This is a genomic window from Halobacillus mangrovi (assembly GCF_002097535.1).
Classification (GTDB): Bacteria; Bacillota; Bacilli; order Bacillales; family Halobacillaceae; genus Halobacillus; species Halobacillus mangrovi_A.
In genome coordinates this window covers 15,490-34,266 of sequence record NZ_CP020772.1, presented here as the reverse complement: position 1 = coordinate 34,266, position 18,777 = coordinate 15,490, and the positions used below count along the sequence as shown (strand labels likewise).

The 18,777-nt window shown below is 44.5% G+C and carries 14 protein-coding genes, 12 tRNA genes and 3 rRNA genes; 26 read left to right on the top strand and 3 right to left on the bottom strand.

What is annotated here, in order from left to right:
* Positions 1-40: 40 nt before the first annotated feature.
* On the bottom strand, positions 41-808 hold the full coding sequence (pdaB, locus tag HM131_RS00230; protein WP_332308725.1) for a polysaccharide deacetylase family sporulation protein PdaB: 768 nt from the start codon (positions 806-808) through the stop codon (positions 41-43).
* 111 nt (positions 809-919) lie between these two features.
* On the opposite strand from pdaB, the gene HM131_RS00225 reads away from it, so the two are divergent.
* The 17 genes from HM131_RS00225 (at position 920) to rocF (ending at position 9,016) form a co-directional block, all read left to right on the top strand.
* On the top strand, positions 920-1,141 hold the full coding sequence (locus tag HM131_RS00225; protein WP_085026837.1) for a hypothetical protein: 222 nt from the start codon (positions 920-922) through the stop codon (positions 1,139-1,141).
* Positions 1,142-1,623: 482 nt separating this feature from the next.
* Positions 1,624-3,189: ribosomal RNA gene (locus tag HM131_RS00220) — 16S ribosomal RNA — on the top strand.
* Positions 3,190-3,276: 87 nt separating this feature from the next.
* A tRNA-Ile gene (locus tag HM131_RS00215) sits at positions 3,277-3,353 on the top strand.
* An 8-nt stretch (positions 3,354-3,361) separates the two neighbouring features.
* Positions 3,362-3,437, top strand: a tRNA-Ala gene (locus HM131_RS00210).
* Positions 3,438-3,603: 166 nt separating this feature from the next.
* A 23S ribosomal RNA gene (locus HM131_RS00205) occupies positions 3,604-6,519 on the top strand.
* 73 nt (positions 6,520-6,592) lie between these two features.
* Positions 6,593-6,706, top strand: a 5S ribosomal RNA gene (gene rrf / locus HM131_RS00200).
* The 16S, 23S and 5S rRNA genes sit together here with 12 tRNA genes alongside, the layout of an rRNA operon.
* Positions 6,707-6,733: 27 nt before the next feature.
* Positions 6,734-6,808 (top strand) — tRNA-Asn (locus HM131_RS00195).
* A gap of 3 nt (positions 6,809-6,811) precedes the next feature.
* Positions 6,812-6,883 (top strand) — tRNA-Thr (locus tag HM131_RS00190).
* Positions 6,884-6,898: 15 nt separating this feature from the next.
* A tRNA-Glu gene (locus HM131_RS00185) sits at positions 6,899-6,973 on the top strand.
* A gap of 7 nt (positions 6,974-6,980) precedes the next feature.
* Positions 6,981-7,056, top strand: a tRNA-Val gene (locus HM131_RS00180).
* Positions 7,057-7,072: 16 nt separating this feature from the next.
* Positions 7,073-7,148: transfer RNA gene (locus HM131_RS00175), tRNA-Thr, on the top strand.
* Between the two features lie 27 nt (positions 7,149-7,175).
* Positions 7,176-7,261 (top strand) — tRNA-Tyr (locus HM131_RS00170).
* 107 nt (positions 7,262-7,368) lie between these two features.
* A tRNA-Gln gene (locus HM131_RS00165) sits at positions 7,369-7,443 on the top strand.
* Positions 7,444-7,541: 98 nt separating this feature from the next.
* Positions 7,542-7,614: transfer RNA gene (locus HM131_RS00160), tRNA-Lys, on the top strand.
* A 62-nt stretch (positions 7,615-7,676) separates the two neighbouring features.
* A tRNA-Gly gene (locus HM131_RS00155) sits at positions 7,677-7,751 on the top strand.
* A gap of 3 nt (positions 7,752-7,754) precedes the next feature.
* A tRNA-Ala gene (locus HM131_RS00150) sits at positions 7,755-7,830 on the top strand.
* Positions 7,831-8,113: 283 nt separating this feature from the next.
* Positions 8,114-9,016, top strand: coding sequence for an arginase (gene rocF, locus HM131_RS00145; RefSeq protein WP_085026835.1), 903 nt, complete (start codon positions 8,114-8,116; stop codon positions 9,014-9,016).
* 14 nt (positions 9,017-9,030) lie between these two features.
* On the opposite strand, the gene HM131_RS00140 is transcribed toward rocF, so the two are convergent.
* Positions 9,031-9,225, bottom strand: a complete 195-nt coding sequence (locus HM131_RS00140; RefSeq protein WP_085026833.1) for an aspartyl-phosphate phosphatase Spo0E family protein — start codon at positions 9,223-9,225, stop codon at positions 9,031-9,033.
* 163 nt (positions 9,226-9,388) lie between these two features.
* Between HM131_RS00140 and sigW the strand changes: the two genes are divergently transcribed.
* From sigW to glmS, 6 genes are all read left to right on the top strand, one after another.
* Positions 9,389-9,952: an RNA polymerase sigma factor SigW gene (gene sigW, locus HM131_RS00135; protein WP_085026831.1), complete on the top strand. Its 564-nt coding sequence runs from the start codon at positions 9,389-9,391 to the stop codon at positions 9,950-9,952.
* Between the two features lie 18 nt (positions 9,953-9,970).
* Positions 9,971-10,621, top strand: a complete 651-nt coding sequence (locus HM131_RS00130) for an anti-sigma factor family protein (protein WP_085026830.1) — start codon at positions 9,971-9,973, stop codon at positions 10,619-10,621.
* A gap of 294 nt (positions 10,622-10,915) precedes the next feature.
* Entirely contained in the window at positions 10,916-11,728 is an 813-nt protein-coding gene (cdaA, locus tag HM131_RS00125; protein WP_085026828.1) for a diadenylate cyclase CdaA, read from the top strand.
* Positions 11,721-12,710 carry a CdaR family protein gene (locus HM131_RS00120; protein WP_085026826.1) on the top strand — a complete coding sequence of 330 codons (990 nt, stop codon included), beginning with the start codon at positions 11,721-11,723 and terminating at the stop codon, positions 12,708-12,710. Before cdaA ends, HM131_RS00120 begins: the two co-directional genes overlap by 8 nt.
* Positions 12,711-12,785: 75 nt before the next feature.
* The gene (gene glmM, locus HM131_RS00115) at positions 12,786-14,138 is read left to right on the top strand and encodes a phosphoglucosamine mutase (protein WP_085026824.1); all 1,353 of its coding nucleotides are present in this window, start codon (positions 12,786-12,788) and stop codon (positions 14,136-14,138) included.
* 490 nt (positions 14,139-14,628) lie between these two features.
* Positions 14,629-16,431, top strand: coding sequence for a glutamine--fructose-6-phosphate transaminase (isomerizing) (gene glmS / locus HM131_RS00105; protein WP_085026820.1), 1,803 nt, complete (start codon positions 14,629-14,631; stop codon positions 16,429-16,431).
* 108 nt (positions 16,432-16,539) lie between these two features.
* Here the strand turns inward: glmS and HM131_RS00100 are convergent, their stop codons facing one another.
* Positions 16,540-17,469, bottom strand: coding sequence for a lipase family alpha/beta hydrolase (locus HM131_RS00100; protein WP_085026818.1), 930 nt, complete (start codon positions 17,467-17,469; stop codon positions 16,540-16,542).
* A 127-nt stretch (positions 17,470-17,596) separates the two neighbouring features.
* On the opposite strand from HM131_RS00100, the gene HM131_RS00095 reads away from it, so the two are divergent.
* The 3 genes from HM131_RS00095 to HM131_RS00085 are packed head-to-tail and all read left to right on the top strand — an operon-like array spanning position 17,597 to position 18,725.
* Positions 17,597-17,941 (top strand): MerR family transcriptional regulator, encoded by a 345-nt coding sequence (locus HM131_RS00095; protein ID WP_085026816.1) that lies wholly within the window; start codon positions 17,597-17,599, stop codon positions 17,939-17,941.
* On the top strand, positions 17,938-18,411 hold the full coding sequence (locus HM131_RS00090) for an SRPBCC family protein (RefSeq protein WP_085026814.1): 474 nt from the start codon (positions 17,938-17,940) through the stop codon (positions 18,409-18,411). Before HM131_RS00095 ends, HM131_RS00090 begins: the two co-directional genes overlap by 4 nt.
* A gap of 50 nt (positions 18,412-18,461) precedes the next feature.
* Positions 18,462-18,725 carry a hypothetical protein gene (locus HM131_RS00085; RefSeq protein WP_085026812.1) on the top strand — a complete coding sequence of 88 codons (264 nt, stop codon included), beginning with the start codon at positions 18,462-18,464 and terminating at the stop codon, positions 18,723-18,725.
* Positions 18,726-18,777: the final 52 nt, after the last annotated feature.

Genomic DNA, 18,777 nt, shown 5'->3' with positions numbered 1-18,777 from the left:
AATAACAAAAGCCACTGCGAGTTCTTCGCAGTGGCTTTCATTAATTAATTTGAGTTGTTTTTGATTCACTGCCACTGACTAATTCCGTAATGCTTACCAACTTTAATCCTTTTTGTTTTAAACCTGGAAGTATGACTTCAAGTGCTTTAGGGGTCTGCTTCACTGAATCTGAAGCGTGAAGAAGGATGATATCACCTTTTGACCCCTTATTTAATACTTGGTCTATAATCTCGTTTGTGCCAGGGTTTTCCCAGTCACGGGGATTCACACTCCATTGGACAGCCTGCATTCCCTCCTTTTCAATCAGCTTCAAGACCTCCGTATCCATGTGGCCGTGAGGTGGGCGTATCCACTTCACATCCTTATATCCCAATTTATCAAACGCTTCTCTTGCTTGTCTTAAATCGGCAGCCACTTGCTCGGGTTTCAGTTCAAGATAACTCTCATACCCATAACCCATCATGCCTATCTCATGTTTACCTTCTTGAATTTCATTCATTATATCAGGGTGTCGTTCCGCCCACTCCCCACTGACAAAAAAAGTAGCTTGTGTCTTATGAGTTTCCAGTTGTTTCAGGATTTCGTGGACCTTGTCGTTTCCCCAGCTAATGTTAAAGGTTAGCGCCACAAGGGATTGATCCTTACTGCCTTGACTCAGGGCCTTGGGTTCACCATTATTCGAAAAAACAGGAAGTTGACTCCACTGACCAATCCAGAGCATAACAGCACAGAACAAAGCCAGTATTACGACGATTCCATACTTTTTTAAACGATTAGCTTTCCACGTGTAAAAAGTCAATCCCTTCACTTCCCTTCTTACCAATATGTTCTATACATATGAAAAAACGGACAACCTATGCTAAAAATACTGAAAATAGGGTAAAAATATAAAGAGTTGCTAATCAGGGAGGTTCTGGTGATGTACGGAATAATGATTAATGAGCAAGAGAGACGCGAAGTCGAGTATTTGCTAAAAAGAGAAATGGAAGAGATTATGTTTGATTTGGGTGATCATAGAATTGATCAAAATTTGAAGAATGCAATGGAAGACCGATATGAAGTTCTGTTCCAAATTTTCCGTAGGTTTGCCAATCGTGATGAAATACTTCAATATCTGCCACGTAAGAAAAAACAAAACTAAACCAGATGAACAAAAACCCCGGTTGTTTTCCGGGGTCTTTGTTTGGTGTCAAAAGGATATGGAAGACTTTTTGATAAAAGATAAGAAAAATTGATAGAAAGTATTGCAATTCGCTTTTGTTCTATGCTATATTATTAATCGTTGTCGGGAAAGACGAGCGCACATCAGCAAGTCATAAAGTACCGAGAAAAAAATCATGAAAAAAGTTATTGACAGCAATAACAAACCATGATAAATTAGTAAGCGTCGCTTTAAAAGAGAAGCGGCAAAGCCGAGAACGGCTCACAAAAAATCATGAAAAAGTTGTTGACTTAAACGACTAACCATGATATATTAATTAAGTCGCTGTTTTGAGCGGCGAACAAAACATTTGATCTTTGAAAACTGAACGAATCAACCAGTACGTCAATTATTTCTTCTTATTTAAAGAAGAAAAGCAACAAGCACATTCGGTGTGCAAATGAGCAAGTCAAACTTTACTTTTTATGGAGAGTTTGATCCTGGCTCAGGACGAACGCTGGCGGCGTGCCTAATACATGCAAGTCGAGCGCGGGAAGCGAGCTGATCCCCTTCGGGGGTGACGCTCGTGGAACGAGCGGCGGACGGGTGAGTAACACGTGGGCAACCTGCCTGTAAGACCGGAATAACCCCGGGAAACCGGGGCTAATGCCGGGTAACACTTTCTTCCGCATGGAGGAGAGTTGAAAGATGGCTTTTAGCTATCACTTACAGATGGGCCCGCGGCGCATTAGCTAGTTGGTGAGGTAAAGGCTCACCAAGGCGACGATGCGTAGCCGACCTGAGAGGGTGATCGGCCACACTGGGACTGAGACACGGCCCAGACTCCTACGGGAGGCAGCAGTAGGGAATCTTCCGCAATGGACGAAAGTCTGACGGAGCAACGCCGCGTGAACGATGAAGGTCTTCGGATCGTAAAGTTCTGTTGTTAGGGAAGAACAAGTACCGTGCGAATAGAGCGGTACCTTGACGGTACCTAACGAGGAAGCCCCGGCTAACTACGTGCCAGCAGCCGCGGTAATACGTAGGGGGCAAGCGTTGTCCGGAATTATTGGGCGTAAAGCGCGCGCAGGCGGTTTCTTAAGTCTGATGTGAAAGCCCACGGCTCAACCGTGGAGGGTCATTGGAAACTGGGGAACTTGAGGACAGAAGAGGAGAGTGGAATTCCACGTGTAGCGGTGAAATGCGTAGATATGTGGAGGAACACCAGTGGCGAAGGCGACTCTCTGGTCTGTCTCTGACGCTGAGGTGCGAAAGCGTGGGTAGCAAACAGGATTAGATACCCTGGTAGTCCACGCCGTAAACGATGAGTGCTAGGTGTTAGGGGGCTTCCACCCCTTAGTGCTGAAGTTAACGCATTAAGCACTCCGCCTGGGGAGTACGGCCGCAAGGCTGAAACTCAAAGGAATTGACGGGGGCCCGCACAAGCGGTGGAGCATGTGGTTTAATTCGAAGCAACGCGAAGAACCTTACCAGGTCTTGACATCCTTGGACCTCCCTAGAGATAGGGATTTCCCTTCGGGGACCAAGTGACAGGTGGTGCATGGTTGTCGTCAGCTCGTGTCGTGAGATGTTGGGTTAAGTCCCGCAACGAGCGCAACCCCTAATCTTAGTTGCCAGCATTCAGTTGGGCACTCTAAGGTGACTGCCGGTGACAAACCGGAGGAAGGCGGGGATGACGTCAAATCATCATGCCCCTTATGACCTGGGCTACACACGTGCTACAATGGATGGTACAAAGGGCAGCGAAGCCGCGAGGTGTAGCAAATCCCATAAAACCATTCTCAGTTCGGATTGCAGGCTGCAACTCGCCTGCATGAAGCCGGAATCGCTAGTAATCGCGGATCAGCATGCCGCGGTGAATACGTTCCCGGGCCTTGTACACACCGCCCGTCACACCACGAGAGTTGGCAACACCCGAAGTCGGTGAGGTAACCATTTGGAGCCAGCCGCCGAAGGTGGGGCCAATGATTGGGGTGAAGTCGTAACAAGGTAGCCGTATCGGAAGGTGCGGCTGGATCACCTCCTTTCTAAGGATAGAAACGGAAACGTACATGGTTGGTTGTTCAGTTTTGAGAGATCAAAGCTATGAAAATATGTTTTGCCTTTCATTGAATGGGCCTGTAGCTCAGTTGGTCAGAGCGCACGCCTGATAAGCGTGAGGTCGGTGGTTCAAGTCCACTCAGGCCCACCATTCAAAACGGGGCCTTAGCTCAGCTGGGAGAGCGCCTGCTTTGCACGCAGGAGGTCAGCGGTTCGATCCCGCTAGGCTCCACCATTTAAATGATTATTTAAACACAAAACTTATTTTGTGTTTTATATTCAACCCTAATAATGGGATGAACCTTGAAAACTGGATAAGACATGATCAGGCATTATCTTTCGATAATCCTGATGATGACAAGACATCAAACATCAATTGAAACAACGTCTTTTCACAAGATAGTTAAGTGAATAAGGGCGCACGGTGGATGCCTTGGTACTAGGAGCCGATGAAGGACGGGACTAACACCGAAATGCTTCGACGAGCCGTAAGTAGGCTTTGACTCGGAGATTTCCGAATGGGGAAACCCACTGTTCGTAATGGAACAGTGTCCTATACTGAATCCATAGGTATAGGACGGCACACCCGGGGAACTGAAACATCTCAGTACCCGGAGGAAGAGAAAGCAAACGCGATTTCCCAAGTAGCGGCGAGCGAAACGGAAACAGCCCAAACCAGAGAGCTTGCTCTCTGGGGTTGTAGGACACTCCATTGGAGTTACCAAGAAGGAAGGTAGACGAATCGAGCTGGAAAGCTCAGCCATAGAGGGTAACAGCCCTGTAGTCAAAACCTTCCTTCCTCCGGAGTGGATCCTGAGTACGGCGGAACACGAGGAATTCCGTCGGAATCCGGGAGGACCATCTCCCAAGGCTAAATACTCCCTAGTAACCGATAGTGAACCAGTACCGTGAGGGAAAGGTGAAAAGCACCCCGGAAGGGGAGTGAAAGAGAACCTGAAACCGTGTGCCTACAAGTAGTCGGAGCCCGTTTATGGGTGACGGCGTGCCTTTTGTAGAATGAACCGGCGAGTTACGACCGTATGCGAGGTTAAGCCGCAGAAGCGGAGCCGCAGCGAAAGCGAGTCTGAATAGGGCGAGTGAGTATGCGGTCGTAGACCCGAAACCGTGTGATCTACCCATGTCCAGGATGAAGGTCAGGTAACACTGACTGGAGGTCCGAACCCACGTAAGTTGAAAATTACGGGGATGAGGTGTGGGTAGGGGTGAAATGCCAATCGAACACGGAGATAGCTGGTTCTCTCCGAAATAGCTTTAGGGCTAGCCTCAGGATAGAAAGTCATGGAGGTAGAGCACTGATTGGACGAGGGGCCCCTATCGGGTTACCGAATTCAGTCAAACTCCGAATGCCATCGACTTTGTCCTGGGAGTCAGACCGTGGGTGATAAGGTTCATGGTCGAAAGGGAAACAGCCCAGACCGCCAGCTAAGGTCCCCAAGTGTGTGTTAAGTGGAAAAGGATGTGGAGTTGCTTAGACAACCAGGATGTTGGCTTAGAAGCAGCCATCATTGAAAGAGTGCGTAATAGCTCACTGGTCGAGTGACTCTGCGCCGAAAATGTACCGGGGCTAAACACACCACCGAAGCTGCGGATTGATCTTACGATCAGTGGTAGGAGAGCGTTCTAAGGGCCGTGAAGTCAGACCGTAAGGACTGGTGGAGCGCTTAGAAGTGAGAATGCCGGTATGAGTAGCGAAAAAAGAGTGAGAATCTCTTTCACCGAAAGTCTAAGGTTTCCTGAGGAAGGCTCGTCCTCTCAGGGTTAGTCGGGACCTAAGCCGAGGCCGAAAGGCGTAGGCGATGGACAACAGGTTGATATTCCTGTACCACCTCCTTTCCGTTTGAACGACGGGGGGACGCAGGAGGATAAGGAGAGCGCGCCATTGGATGAGCGCGTCCAAGCAGTGAGACGGTCGGATAGGCAAATCCGTCCGGCAACGTCAAGCTGTGATGGGGAGGGAACTAAAGTACCGAAGCTCCTGAGTTCACACTGCCAAGAAAATCCTCTAGTGAGGAAAGAGGTGCCCGTACCGCAAACCAACACAGGTAGACGAGGAGAGGATCCTAAGGTGAGCGGGAGAACTCTCGTTAAGGAACTCGGCAAAATGACCCCGTAACTTCGGGAGAAGGGGTGCTCCTCTGCCGAGGAGCCGCAGTGAAAAGGCCCAAGCGACTGTTTACCAAAAACACAGGTCTCTGCGAAGCCGTAAGGCGAAGTATAGGGGCTGACACCTGCCCGGTGCTGGAAGGTTAAGGGGATGCGTTAGCGCAAGCGAAGCGTTGAACCGAAGCCCCAGTAAACGGCGGCCGTAACTATAACGGTCCTAAGGTAGCGAAATTCCTTGTCGGGTAAGTTCCGACCCGCACGAAAGGTGCAACGACTTGGGCACTGTCTCAACGAGAGACCCGGTGAAATTATACTATGTGTGAAGATGCACATTACCCGCGACAGGACGGAAAGACCCCGTGGAGCTTTACTGTAGCCTGATATTGAATGTTGGTACAGCTTGTACAGGATAGGTAGGAGCCTTGGAAGCCGGAGCGCTAGCTTCGGTGGAGGCGCTGGTGGGATACTACCCTGGCTGTACGGACATTCTAACCCAGGACCGTGATCCGGTCCGGAGACAGTGTCAGGTGGGCAGTTTGACTGGGGCGGTCGCCTCCCAAAAGGTAACGGAGGCGCCCAAAGGTTCCCTCAGAATGGTTGGAAATCATTCGCAGAGTGTAAAGGCACAAGGGAGCTTGACTGCGAGACCTACAAGTCGAGCAGGGACGAAAGTCGGGCTTAGTGATCCGGCGGTTCCGCATGGAAGGGCCGTCGCTCAACGGATAAAAGCTACCCCGGGGATAACAGGCTTATCTCCCCCAAGAGTCCACATCGACGGGGAGGTTTGGCACCTCGATGTCGGCTCATCGCATCCTGGGGCTGTAGTCGGTCCCAAGGGTTGGGCTGTTCGCCCATTAAAGCGGTACGCGAGCTGGGTTCAGAACGTCGTGAGACAGTTCGGTCCCTATCCGTCGTGGGCGTTGGAAATTTGAAAGGAGCTGTCCTTAGTACGAGAGGACCGGGATGGACACACCGCTGGTGTACCAGTTGTTCCGCCAGGAGCACAGCTGGGTAGCTACGTGTGGTCGGGATAAGTGCTGAAAGCATCTAAGCATGAAGCCCTCCTTGAGATGAGATTTCCCTTACCTATAAGGTAATAAGATCCCTCAGAGACGATGAGGTTGATAGGTCCGAGGTGGAAGCGTGGTGACACGTGCAGCTGACGGATACTAATTGATCGACGACTTATCTATCTACCATGAAAGACCGTTTCCGATGTTTGTGATTCTTATCCAGTTTTGAGGGTTCACCTCAAACTTTATATGATGTGGTGGTGAAGGCGAAGAGGTCACACCTGTTCCCATGCCGAACACAGCAGTTAAGCTCTTCAGCGCCGATGGTAGTCGGGTCGATCCCCGTGAGAGTAGGACGCCGCCACGTCATTCTTATCTTTATGCTTTTCATTATTCCAACGTAGCTCAGTGGTAGAGCAATCGGCTGTTAACCGATCGGTCGTAGGTTCGAATCCTACCGTTGGAGCCACTTGCTTCCATAGCTCAGTGGTAGAGCACTTCCATGGTAAGGAAGGGGTCGCCGGTTCAAATCCGGCTGGAAGCTCTGAGAAGAACGCTAGGCCCGTTGGTCAAGTGGTTAAGACACCGCCCTTTCACGGCGGTAACACGGGTTCGAATCCCGTACGGGTCACCAACAATATGGAGGATTAGCTCAGCTGGGAGAGCACTTGCCTTACAAGCAAGGGGTCGCAGGTTCGATCCCTGCATCCTCCACCATTTAACTTTATAGTTAGCCGGCCTAGCTCAACTGGCAGAGCAACTGATTTGTAATCAGTAGGTTGGGGGTTCAAGTCCTCTGGCCGGCACCACTAAGAGTTTTTATACTTTTAAATCGTGGAGGGATAGCGAAGTTGGCCAAACGCGGCGGACTGTAAATCCGCTCCCATCGGGTTCGTAGGTTCGAGTCCTACTCCCTCCACCATTTATTAAATTTGCTGGCATTCATTTGATCAGCTTATTTTTATGAAAAAACATTGGTTATTTAGAGTATAATTTCTGATACAGAGTCTATACTATGTTTGTAACTGTTGGGCCATAGCCAAGCGGTAAGGCAACGGTTTTTGGTACCGTCATGCGCTGGTTCGAATCCAGCTGGCCCAGCCATTTTTTAATTTGGTTTACGATGTTCAAAGTCGATTAACCAATCACGAACATGGGTACATAGATTAGATGTAATCGGAAAGAATTTAGTTTTTTAACATGAGCCATTAGCTCAGTTGGTAGAGCATCTGACTTTTAATCAGAGGGTCGAAGGTTCGAATCCTTCATGGCTCATTTCTATTAATTTGGTATTTTAGGGTATTGATATAAATTTTTGAAAGAATAAGCAAGATTAAGCGGGAGTAGTTCAGTGGTAGAACACCACCTTGCCAAGGTGGGGGTCGCGGGTTCGAATCCCGTCTCCCGCTCCATACGGGGCCTTAGCTCAGCTGGGAGAGCGCCTGCTTTGCACGCAGGAGGTCAGCGGTTCGATCCCGCTAGGCTCCACCATACTTAATTTCCATTACTAGCTTTAACTTCAATAACCGACGATAAAACTGACATCATATTGGTGTCAGTTTTTTTATGTGCAAGAAATTATAAAATTCTGTTATGTGATTTTGTCCTGATTATTTAACCTGTGTCATTGGATAAGGTACATAGAGTTTGTAAAAATGCAATATTATAGGCGTTTACATGGCAGAATACGTATATATATACACTTTCTTGTCCAGTTGAGTCATTCCTGTAAAAACGGATACAATTAAAGTATTGATTAAAGGAGGAGACTTGAATGAATAAACAACTTTCTGTAATAGGTGTTCCTATGGATTTAGGTCAAATGCGCAGAGGGGTCGATATGGGGCCAAGTGCCATCCGCTACGCCGGTATGATTGAGCGATTATCTCAATTGAAATATGACATTGAAGATTTAGGTGATATTGAAATCCCGCGTCCCGCTCAAGAAGCCAATCCTAAACAGGATAATCTGCGTAACTTAAATGAGATTGCTGAAGGTACTGAGCGTTTAGCTGAGAAGGTTGATCAGGTGGTAGAAGGCGGACGCTTTCCTCTTGTGCTGGGCGGTGACCATAGTATCGCGATGGGTACACTAGCAGGAATTTCTAAGCATTATGATAATCTAGGGGTTATCTGGTACGATGCACACGGCGATTTAAACACAGGAGATAGTTCTCCTTCCGGAAATATTCATGGTATGCCTCTAGCTGTTAGTTTAGGAATCGGTCATGAAAAGCTTACGAACATCTACGGCCATGAACCTAAAATCAAACCTGAAAACGTCATCATTATTGGTGCGCGTTCATTAGACGAGGGTGAACGTGTGTTGATTAAGGAAAAAGGAATTAAAGTGTACACAATGCATGAGGTTGACCGTATGGGGATGACTAAAGTGATGGAAGAAGCAGTCGATTACTTGAAAGACCGTACGGATGGTGTACATTTGAGTCTTGATTTAGATGGATTGGATCCTAATGAAGCGCCAGGGGTGGGAACTCCAGTACTTGGTGGATTAAGCTACCGTGAAAGTCACCTGGCAATGGAAATGTTGTTCCAATCTGAAATGATTACATCAGCGGAATTCGTAGAGGTTAACCCTATTCTTGACGAAAAAAATAAGACCGCTACATTAGCAGTCGGTTTGATGGGATCTCTTTTTGGAGAAAGCTTAAAATAATCTATCTAATTATCTTAGCAGTAACTTGCCTCTCTATAGGCAGGTTGCTGTCTTTTTTGTTTTAATCCTTCATATTCGTTCATTAAATGATCAAGGCGAATACTCATTCTCAATACCTCAGGAGAAGTCAGCGGATGTACGCGAGCCACACGATTCATCTCAGAACGACAATGTTCGATTTCCTTAACCAAAATAACTTCTCGCTTCATGTTTGTAATTCCTCCAATGCAATTTTTTACATCTACTCTCTTATATCCGATAATAAAAAGAGTTAAACTTATATTAGTAATTAAAAATATATATTTTTATGAAACCTAGGGGTGGGGTCATCCGTAAAGGATATCGACCGCAACAATAGCGGAGGTATAGCAGATGGAAACCATGATTAAACAGAAAATTAAAGAAGTAAAAAAAGGTGACCAATCAGCATTTGAAGACATTGTATCTTTTTATCAGAATAAAGTTTATCACATCTGTTTTCGTATGATTGGGAACGCTTATGAAGCGGAAGATCTTGCACAAGAGGCCTTTATTAGAGCTTATACGAACATTCACACGTTTGATAATCGCAGGAAATTTTCTACGTGGCTTTATCGAATTGCCACTAATTTGACGATCGATAGGATACGTAAAAAAAAGCCGGATTATCATCTCGATGCAGAAGTGAAAGGGACAGACGGATTGGATATGTATTCTCAACTGGCTGCTGATCAGGCATTGCCCGAGGAGGAAGTAGAAAGTCTGGAACTTCAAACTTATATTCATCGAGAAATTTTAGCCTTGCCGCCTAAGTATCGAAGTGTTATAGTGCTGAGATATTTAGATGAATTGGCTCTACAGGAAATTGCTGAAGTCCTAGATATTCCAGTAGGAACAGTAAAAACCAGAGTGCATCGAGGCAGGGAAGCTTTACGCAAAAGGCTTCGACACGTGTAAAGGAGTTGAGAGGGAATTATGAAATGCAATAAAGAAGCTGTTGCACTCATGCATAAATACATGGATGGTGATCTAAATAAAGAAGAAGAGAGACGACTGCGTGAACATTTACAAGTTTGTCCATCCTGCCAGAATCATTTTCATGAACTGAAAAAAACGACAACATTAATTAAAAACACAGGCCCTGTATCTGCCCCGAACAATTTTACGGCTAATGTAATGGCTAATCTTCCTAAAGAGAAAAAGAAGAAGAATTACGCCCGCCTATTTCAGAAGCACCCGATTTTAACCGCTGCCGCTGTCTTTTTTATTTTAATGTTCAGCAGTGTGTTAACCGCATGGAATCAAGATCATCAAGTTACGGTTTCAAAGCAAGAGAATTTAGAAATCAGAGACAATACGGTCATTGTTCCTGAAGGTGTTACGGTTAAAGGCGATCTTGTCGTCCGAAATGGTGATTTGAGAATTGAAGGAAAGATTGATGGGGATGTGACCATTATTAATGGTGATATTCTGGACGAGGAAAATCAGAACATGAACCAAGGGCTGGATTCTTCCAACCTTCGCGCTTATACAGGTGAATTGACGGAAGTTAACCAGGTCTTCGAGTGGATGTGGTACCATACGAAAAATGTGGTCAGTGATATATTTTCCGTTGATTCAAATTAGGATCTAATTCATTAAATAATGACCGGGGTGGTTTCACCATCCTGGTTTTTTATGTAGGAGAGAATATTCTTTTTCTTTATACTCTCAGGTGAAGGTCGTCAATTCTACGCTTTGTTAAGGAAAAGGGGCAATAAGTTATCGCTCCTTAGAATTCTTTTGGGAAAAGAGGCGCATGTTCCGCTTTTCTTCTAAAGATATCTTCTCATATTCGAAGACATTCGAAATGTGATATAATAGTACAGGTCAAAAATTTTCTAAAAATAGCTTTATTTCTTAATAAAAGGAAGTGTAGGCATGCTTGATGGGGGATTTGATGTATTAGATTATTTCTTAATAGCTGTTGATATCGCCCTTGTCTGGTTTGTTGTATATAAATTAATCATGCTGATCCAAGGAACAAAAGCGGTCCAATTGTTAAAAGGGATCTTCGTTGTCCTGGGAATATGGTTATTGAGTAATTTATTTGGACTGACCACATTACGGTGGCTGATGTCACAGGCGATCACATGGGGTTTTCTTGCCATTATCATCCTGTTCCAGCCAGAGCTAAGACGAGCATTGGAACAGCTTGGACGGGGAAGTTTCTTCAGCAGGAATACATCTGAAGAAGAAGATACAGAGAAGTCCATTCAGGCCATTATTAAATCCTGTCATTATATGGCCAAGCGTCGAATTGGTGCTTTGATAACGATTGAGCGAGACACAGGTATGGGAGACTATGTGGAAACGGGAATAAGAGTCGGTGGACATCTTTCAAGTGAACTGCTGACCAATATCTTTATACCGAATACACCGCTGCACGACGGCGCTGTTATACTTAAAGATGACGAAATCGTAGCTGCGGCTTGTTACCTGCCTTTATCAGAAAGCCCCTTTATTTCCAAAGAGCTGGGCACAAGGCACCGGGCAGCGATGGGAATTAGTGAAGTAACGGACGCGCTGACCATCGTCGTTTCAGAAGAAACCGGAGCGATTTCTTGCACGAAAAACGGTGAATTACATCGCGATATCGATCAAGAAAAGCTGGAAGAGATTCTGCGAACTGAACTAGATTACTCCGCCCCTGCGGTAAAATCCTGGAACTGGAGGGGGAAAAAGAATGGATAACTGGTTTAAAAGCGTTTGGTTCATCCGTATCATTTCCTTGATTCTTGCAGGATTATTATGGGTGACGGTGAACGTAGATGATAACATGGATTCTGATTCCTTGTTCTTTAATGATACTTCTTCTGATATGGAAGTGATGGAGAATATCCCGCTTGAAATTCGCTTTAATAGCGAAGAGTATGTCGTAAGCGGCTTGCCTCAAGAAGTATCTGTAAGAGTGGAAGGCCCGGCCAGCACGCTTGCCCCAGTAGTCAGACAGAAGAACTTTACTGTGTTTGTTGATTTAAATGGTCTTGGTCCTGGCACTCATGAAGTGTCACTCCAACATTCAGGGATATCGAATCAGTTGGATGTGAGAATTGAACCCAAAACCATTGAAGTAACAATTGAGGAGAAAGTCAGCGAAGATTATGAGGTCAATGTCGACTACATCAATGAAAGACAGCTTAGCAACGAGCTGAGCCTTGGTGAGCCAAAAGTAGATCCTTCACAGGTTACGATTACTGGTTCCTCTTCTGTCGTGAATCGTGTGGCTTCTGTCAAAGCGATCATTGATGTCAGTAATACTGAGGAAGCGGTAGAAAATGAAGAAGCCCCTGTGAAGGTGTATGATAATCAAGGAAACGAACTGAATGTCTTAGTTGATCCTACTACAGTTAATGTTTCAGTACCGATTTCTAAACGTCAGAAGCAAGTAGGAATTGAAATAGAACCTCAAGGAGGAGCTCCTGAAGGTGTAGTGGTAAATTCAGTTACGACGGAAACTTCAGAAGTTACGGTCTATGGTCCAGAGGATGTTATTTCTGAAATAGATAACCTTCCGGAAATCCCAATTGATTTAACGGAAGTAACTCAAGATGAAACCGTTGAGGTCGATATCCCTGTACCAGAGGGCGTGACTGAAATCGACCCGGAGTCAATTGAGGTGCAAATCGATGTCGATGATGAAAACGAAAACGAAAGTACTTCGCAAACTCAATAAATGAATTTGATTTTCGATAGAGAACCACAAAGGTTGATGGAACATCGGGAATACAGAAAGAGAGGTTGATATTTAATGGGTAAATATTTCGGAACGGACGGTGTCCGTGGCGTAGCAAATAAAGAATTAACACCAGAACTCGCATTTAAATTAGGACGATACGGCGGGTATGTATTAACAAAAGAGGTGCAGCGACCAAAGATTTTGATTGGCCGTGACACTCGAATCTCAGGTGAAATGCTGGAAGGGGCCCTGGCTGCAGGTCTTCTTTCCATCGGAGCAGAAGTTATGCGTCTAGGCGTTATTTCCACTCCAGGGGTTGCTTTTCTCACAAAAGCCCTTCAGGCGGAAGCGGGGATTATGATTTCTGCCTCTCACAATCCGGTCGAAGATAATGGAATCAAATTCTTCGGTCCTGACGGCTTCAAGCTGACAGATGCTCAGGAAGAAGAGATCGAAGCATTGATTGATGCAGAAGAAGATACCCTTCCTCGTCCATCAGGGTCAGACCTCGGGCAGATTAATGATTACTTTGAAGGCGGTCAGAAATACCTTCAGTACTTGAAGCAGACAGTTGATTATGATTTTGACGGCTTGCATATAGCTCTTGACTGTGCACACGGAGCAACATCATCCTTAGCCTCTCATTTGTTTGCTGATTTAGAAGCAGATATTACTTCTATCGGATCGTCTCCTGATGGGCTGAATATCAATGATGGGGTAGGATCGACACATCCTGAATCATTGCAAAATCTTGTGAAAGAAAAAGGCGCAGATATCGGTCTTGCTTTTGATGGCGATGGCGATCGTTTAATTGCCGTTGACGAAAAAGGAAATATTGTTGATGGAGACTACATCATGTACATATGTGGAAAGCATATGAACGAACATGGAACGTTGAACCATTCCACGGTGGTATCTACGGTCATGAGTAACCTTGGCTTTTATAAAGCTATTGAAGCGAATGGAATGAAGAGTGACAAGACTGCTGTAGGCGATCGTTATGTTATGGAGGAAATGCGTCGTGGTGGTTATAACCTTGGAGGCGAACAGTCCGGTCATATCATCTTCCTTGATCACAATACAACAGGAGATGGACTGCTATCCGCTCTTCAACTGGTCAATGTAATAAAAGAAACAGGGAAGCCATTATCTGAACTAGCTGGTGAAATGGAAAAATTCCCGCAAGTATTGAAAAACGTGCGTGTCATTGATAAAAACCGCGTGCAAACTCACCCGCGTATTCAAGAAGCTATTCAAGCTGTGGAAGAGGAAATGGGTGACAGCGGACGTGTGCTTGTCCGTCCTTCCGGTACAGAACCACTTGTTCGTATCATGGTAGAAGCTCCTACAGAAGAACAGTGTGAGACATACGTGGATAAAGTTGTCCAAGTGGTCGTTGAAGAATTGGGCATGGAGAACGAATAAGGAACAATTGCGCAGGCTGCACGAGGCTGTATCCTGCGCATATATTACATCAGGCTTACATTTTATTAACGAGTCGATATTTTGATTGACCTTTGAAATGATTGTCAGGTAAAATGAGATTTGTTCTTGAAAGATTTATCGGAAAACGTTTATAAGTCTTTGTTTCCGGTAAATGACGTAGAGAGCTTTTATTCAAACGGTATAAGGAGGATAGAAGTTCAATTAAATAGTAATAAAAGCGCCAGGGCTGTGTTTGGTGAAAACACAGTTGACGAGGAGGAGGTTCATCGAGCATTCGGCGGATGCCTCCCGGTTGCCACACTTCAACCGAATGTTTAAATGTTAAACCAAAGAGGCGACTCTTTGTCCAAAACATTTAAACAAAGTGACTATAAATTAACATGTCGACGGGAGAGGGGCGACGAATAGCCCCTTGTTTTCAAATGTCTTTTCGTTGCCCTTCTTCAGAAGATTGAGGAGGACAATAATTATGTGTGGAATTGTAGGATATATTGGACAAGAAGATACGAAAGAAATTTTGCTTAATGGACTAGAAAAGCTGGAATATCGCGGTTATGATTCTGCGGGGATTGCAACACTGAACCAAGGCGGTGTTGATGTATTTAAAGTGAAAGGACGTATCGCCACTTTAAGAGAAGCCGTAGATGAAAATGTTAAAGCTACGCTTGGTATCGGTCACACTCGCTGGGCGACTCACGGTGCTCCGAGTAAAGAAAATGCGCACCCTCACCAGAGTAAATCAGGCCGATTCACCATTGTTCACAACGGAGTAATTGAAAACTATGTGGACGTACGTGATGAGTATCTTGCAGATGTTGAGCTGAAAAGTGAAACAGATACAGAAATTATCGTTCAACTGATTGAAGTATTGCACAATGAAATGAACGATGTTGCCGCTGCATTCCGTAAAGCTGTCCAGCTTTTGACTGGTTCTTATGCAATTGCTCTAATCGACGCTGAAAACGAAGATACCATTTATGTGGCCAAAAACAAGAGCCCATTACTAGTAGGACTTGGCGATGACTTTAATGTTGTAGCTAGTGATTCAATGGCAGCTCTTCACGTAACGGATCAGTTTTTAGAACTTATGGATAAAGAAACGGTAATCGTTCGTCGTGATGGAGTTGAAATCCAAGACGTAGACGGTACATCTGTAACACGCGAACCATTTACGGCAGAAATCGATACTTCAGACATTGAAAAAGGGACGTACCCTCATTTCATGCTGAAAGAAATCGATGAGCAGCCTTTCGTTATCCGTCGTATCATCCAAGAATACCAGAATGAGAACGATGAAATTAAATTGGATCCTGAAGTTCGTGAGGCGATGAAGGCTTGCGACCGCATTTATATTATTGCAGCAGGAACAAGTTATCATGCTGGACTTCTTGGAAAACAATTCATTGAAAAATTGGCGAACATTCCAGTAGAAGTTCATGTAGCTAGTGAATTTTCTTATAACATGCCGCTTCTATCAGAAAAGCCATTATTTGTTTATATTTCACAAAGTGGTGAAACGGCCGACAGCCGTTCCGTCCTTGTCCAAACAAAAGAACTTGGTCACCCAGCGTTGACGATTACGAACGTCCCTGGATCCACCCTTTCCCGTGAAGCAGATTATACACTGCACTTGCACGCTGGCCCAGAGATTGCCGTAGCTTCTACCAAAGCTTACACAGCTCAAATGGCTGTTCTTGCAATCCTAGCGGTTGATACAGCACGTGCCAAAGGAATCGAACTTGATTTCGATCCGATGCAAGAGTTAGGTATTGTTGCCAATGCAATGGAAGCACTCACAGATCAGAAAGAGCAGCTTGAGGATCTGGCTCGTGAATACTTGCCAACGACACGCAACTGTTTCTTCATCGGTCGTGGCATCGATTACTATGTAGGTCTTGAAGGGTCTCTTAAACTGAAAGAAATCTCTTACATCCAGGCTGAAGGATTTGCCGGAGGAGAATTGAAGCACGGAACGATCGCTCTAATCGAGGAAGGTACGCCTGTCATCGCTCTTGCGACACAGGAAAACGTAAACTATTCCATCCGTGGTAACGTCCAAGAGGTTGAAGCTCGTGGTGCTAACAGCATGATTGTCAGCATGAAAGGTTTAGACAAAGCTGGAGATGCTTTTGTTATCCCACACGTCCACGACCTTCTGACACCACTTGTATCTGTGGTACCGTTACAGCTAATCTCTTACTATGCTGCCCTTCACCGTGACTGTGACGTAGATAAACCACGTAACCTTGCAAAAAGTGTTACGGTTGAATAATAATCGAAAGCTTGAGTCTTCATTAGACTCAAGCTTTTTTTTATAGCTGATTTCTTTACCGCTAAAGGGTGTTCTCTCGTGTGGGAGATAAGCATAACAAGTTTAAATTCATAGTTTACTTCTAAGAATGTTCTCGCTTTTATAAAGGACTTCCACGTGTGTTCCTTTAATTGTATAGTGATCTCCTTCCAACAAGAATACACTATGTTGGGTGGCATCGCCGTCCCCAAGATTAGTAAATGCTGCTCCTGCCACTCTTCCATCTGGGCATTGAGAGGTAGGGGCATCTACTTCTAGATAGTTGATCGTTTCTTCTTCAGTACCTGCAATAATCGTAACAGGGATGCCGCGATTTTGGATAATCCCACGGTTGTTGTTGAGCTGATCGAGAAAAGGGTTTTTTGTTCTCATCTTAGAATACTCCACAAAGCGGCGGTTTCCATTAGCATTGTTGATTAGATAATTGCCATAGTAAGAGGAAGGGAGGATATCCTGAAGTCCGTGAAAATGTTGGTGAATAGCTTCAGTCTTACTGGTGCTATACCGTCTTTGTAAGTAATCAATATAAAATCTCATGTAAAAATGGACAAAGTTAAATTTTCCGTTAATATTCACTGAAAGCTCCCCTTCCGTCCAGTAACTGTAATTGGGAGCGGATCCCGCATTCGGTGTACATAAAATGATTAATTGATCTACGTCATTCTGATAGGTTGGTCCCTGCACATAGGCCCTTGAAACAAGGCCTCCCATACTGTGAGAAACGATATTAACCTCATCGGAACCAGTCTGTTGTTTAGCGTAACGGATTGTTTTGGCAAGGTAGTGTTGAGCAGAATGTTCGATGTGCTGACTCCAGTCATAAAAACAAATGAATAGATTTTGATCACGACGATACCCCATTGTTTCCAGCATTAGTATAAATGGTTCATATACCATACCAGCTAGTCCAAAGCTCCATCCCCCAGTTCCTGGTATAATTTTGTTACTCATTGATCCAAATAGACCAGGCACAACAATAAGAGGTTTTTTATCATTCATTTTAATTCTCCCCCTTCTCGCTATTTCTATTTTATGAATGATTGGAAGGAAAATGGCTTCTTTATGAAAAGGTTGACCGTGTGGTGCACCCCATAGTTTAAGATATAGAAGAGAAGGAGGCGTCACGATGTATAAAGTGAGCGAATTTTCATATTTGACGGGTCTATCTAAAGAAACGCTAAGGTATTATGCAGAAGTAGAGCTTTTAGAACCTGCTTATATCAATCCAGAAAATAACTACCGTTATTACGATGATGGCTCCTATCTGTTAGCTATGTTATTGAATAAGCTAAGGGGATTCGGGCTCACTATTCAGGAAATGAAGACGGTTATGAACGATGAGTCTTTTGCCAATTTGGAGAGGTTATTGGTTGAGAAAAAAAGAAATATTGAATATCAAATAGAGGAGTTACAGTTAAAAATTGAGGATATCAATGAATTCATTGAGTCTGGAAGGGAGTCTGAAGAATGATTGAGTGGAAAGAAGAACGTGTGATTAATGCCAATATTGAAACGGTGTGGCAGTTGTTTCGAGAGGAAAACATGCCAACGATTATGCCAAAAGTGATTGAGAATAAACCTGTCCATATGGAAGAAGGAGTAGTAGGATCGAAATACCAGCAAAAATATCAGGAAGGAAAGCGAGTAGAAACTTACATCGTCGAAACACGGGGTTTTGAAGATACTATACAGAAGAAATACAAACGCATCAACTTCGTTTTAGCTAAGGCATTTGAAATCGATCTGTCCTTTACATTGGAAAAAGTCGATGACTCCACCACACGCTTCATATACTCAGGGCAAAATAAAGGAACAAATTTTGTTGGCAGAGCGGTGATGAAACTTGGGGGCAAGAAAAACAATAATAAGGTAGTTCAAGAGTTTATGGATCGTGTGGAGAAAGAATCTTTGAAACAAGAGGAAGAAGCTAAGCAGAAATAATGACTAACATCACTTTAAAACGTCCAAGCTAAGACCTGAGGTGATGGAGGATGGAAATAATAGGACAGATTATTTCTGGTTCGTATAATGAAATGCAGGAAGAATTTACACTGAACCAAGTCAAACATTTGCAGACAACATCGGTTTTAAATGAAAACCAAGTCAATCAGCTCTATGAATACTTAGAAAAACATAAAGATGAAGTAGATGGCCAGGTTCTATCTTTATATGATCAATTACTGGTGAGGTTGAGTCAGGAGGACATTCATAAGTTTTTGGCAGATTTAGAGAGACTTCGCGATATGTATGAGTAGAGGCACTTGTATAACATGTGCTTCTTTTTTTATGTATTATTATTAGAATTTT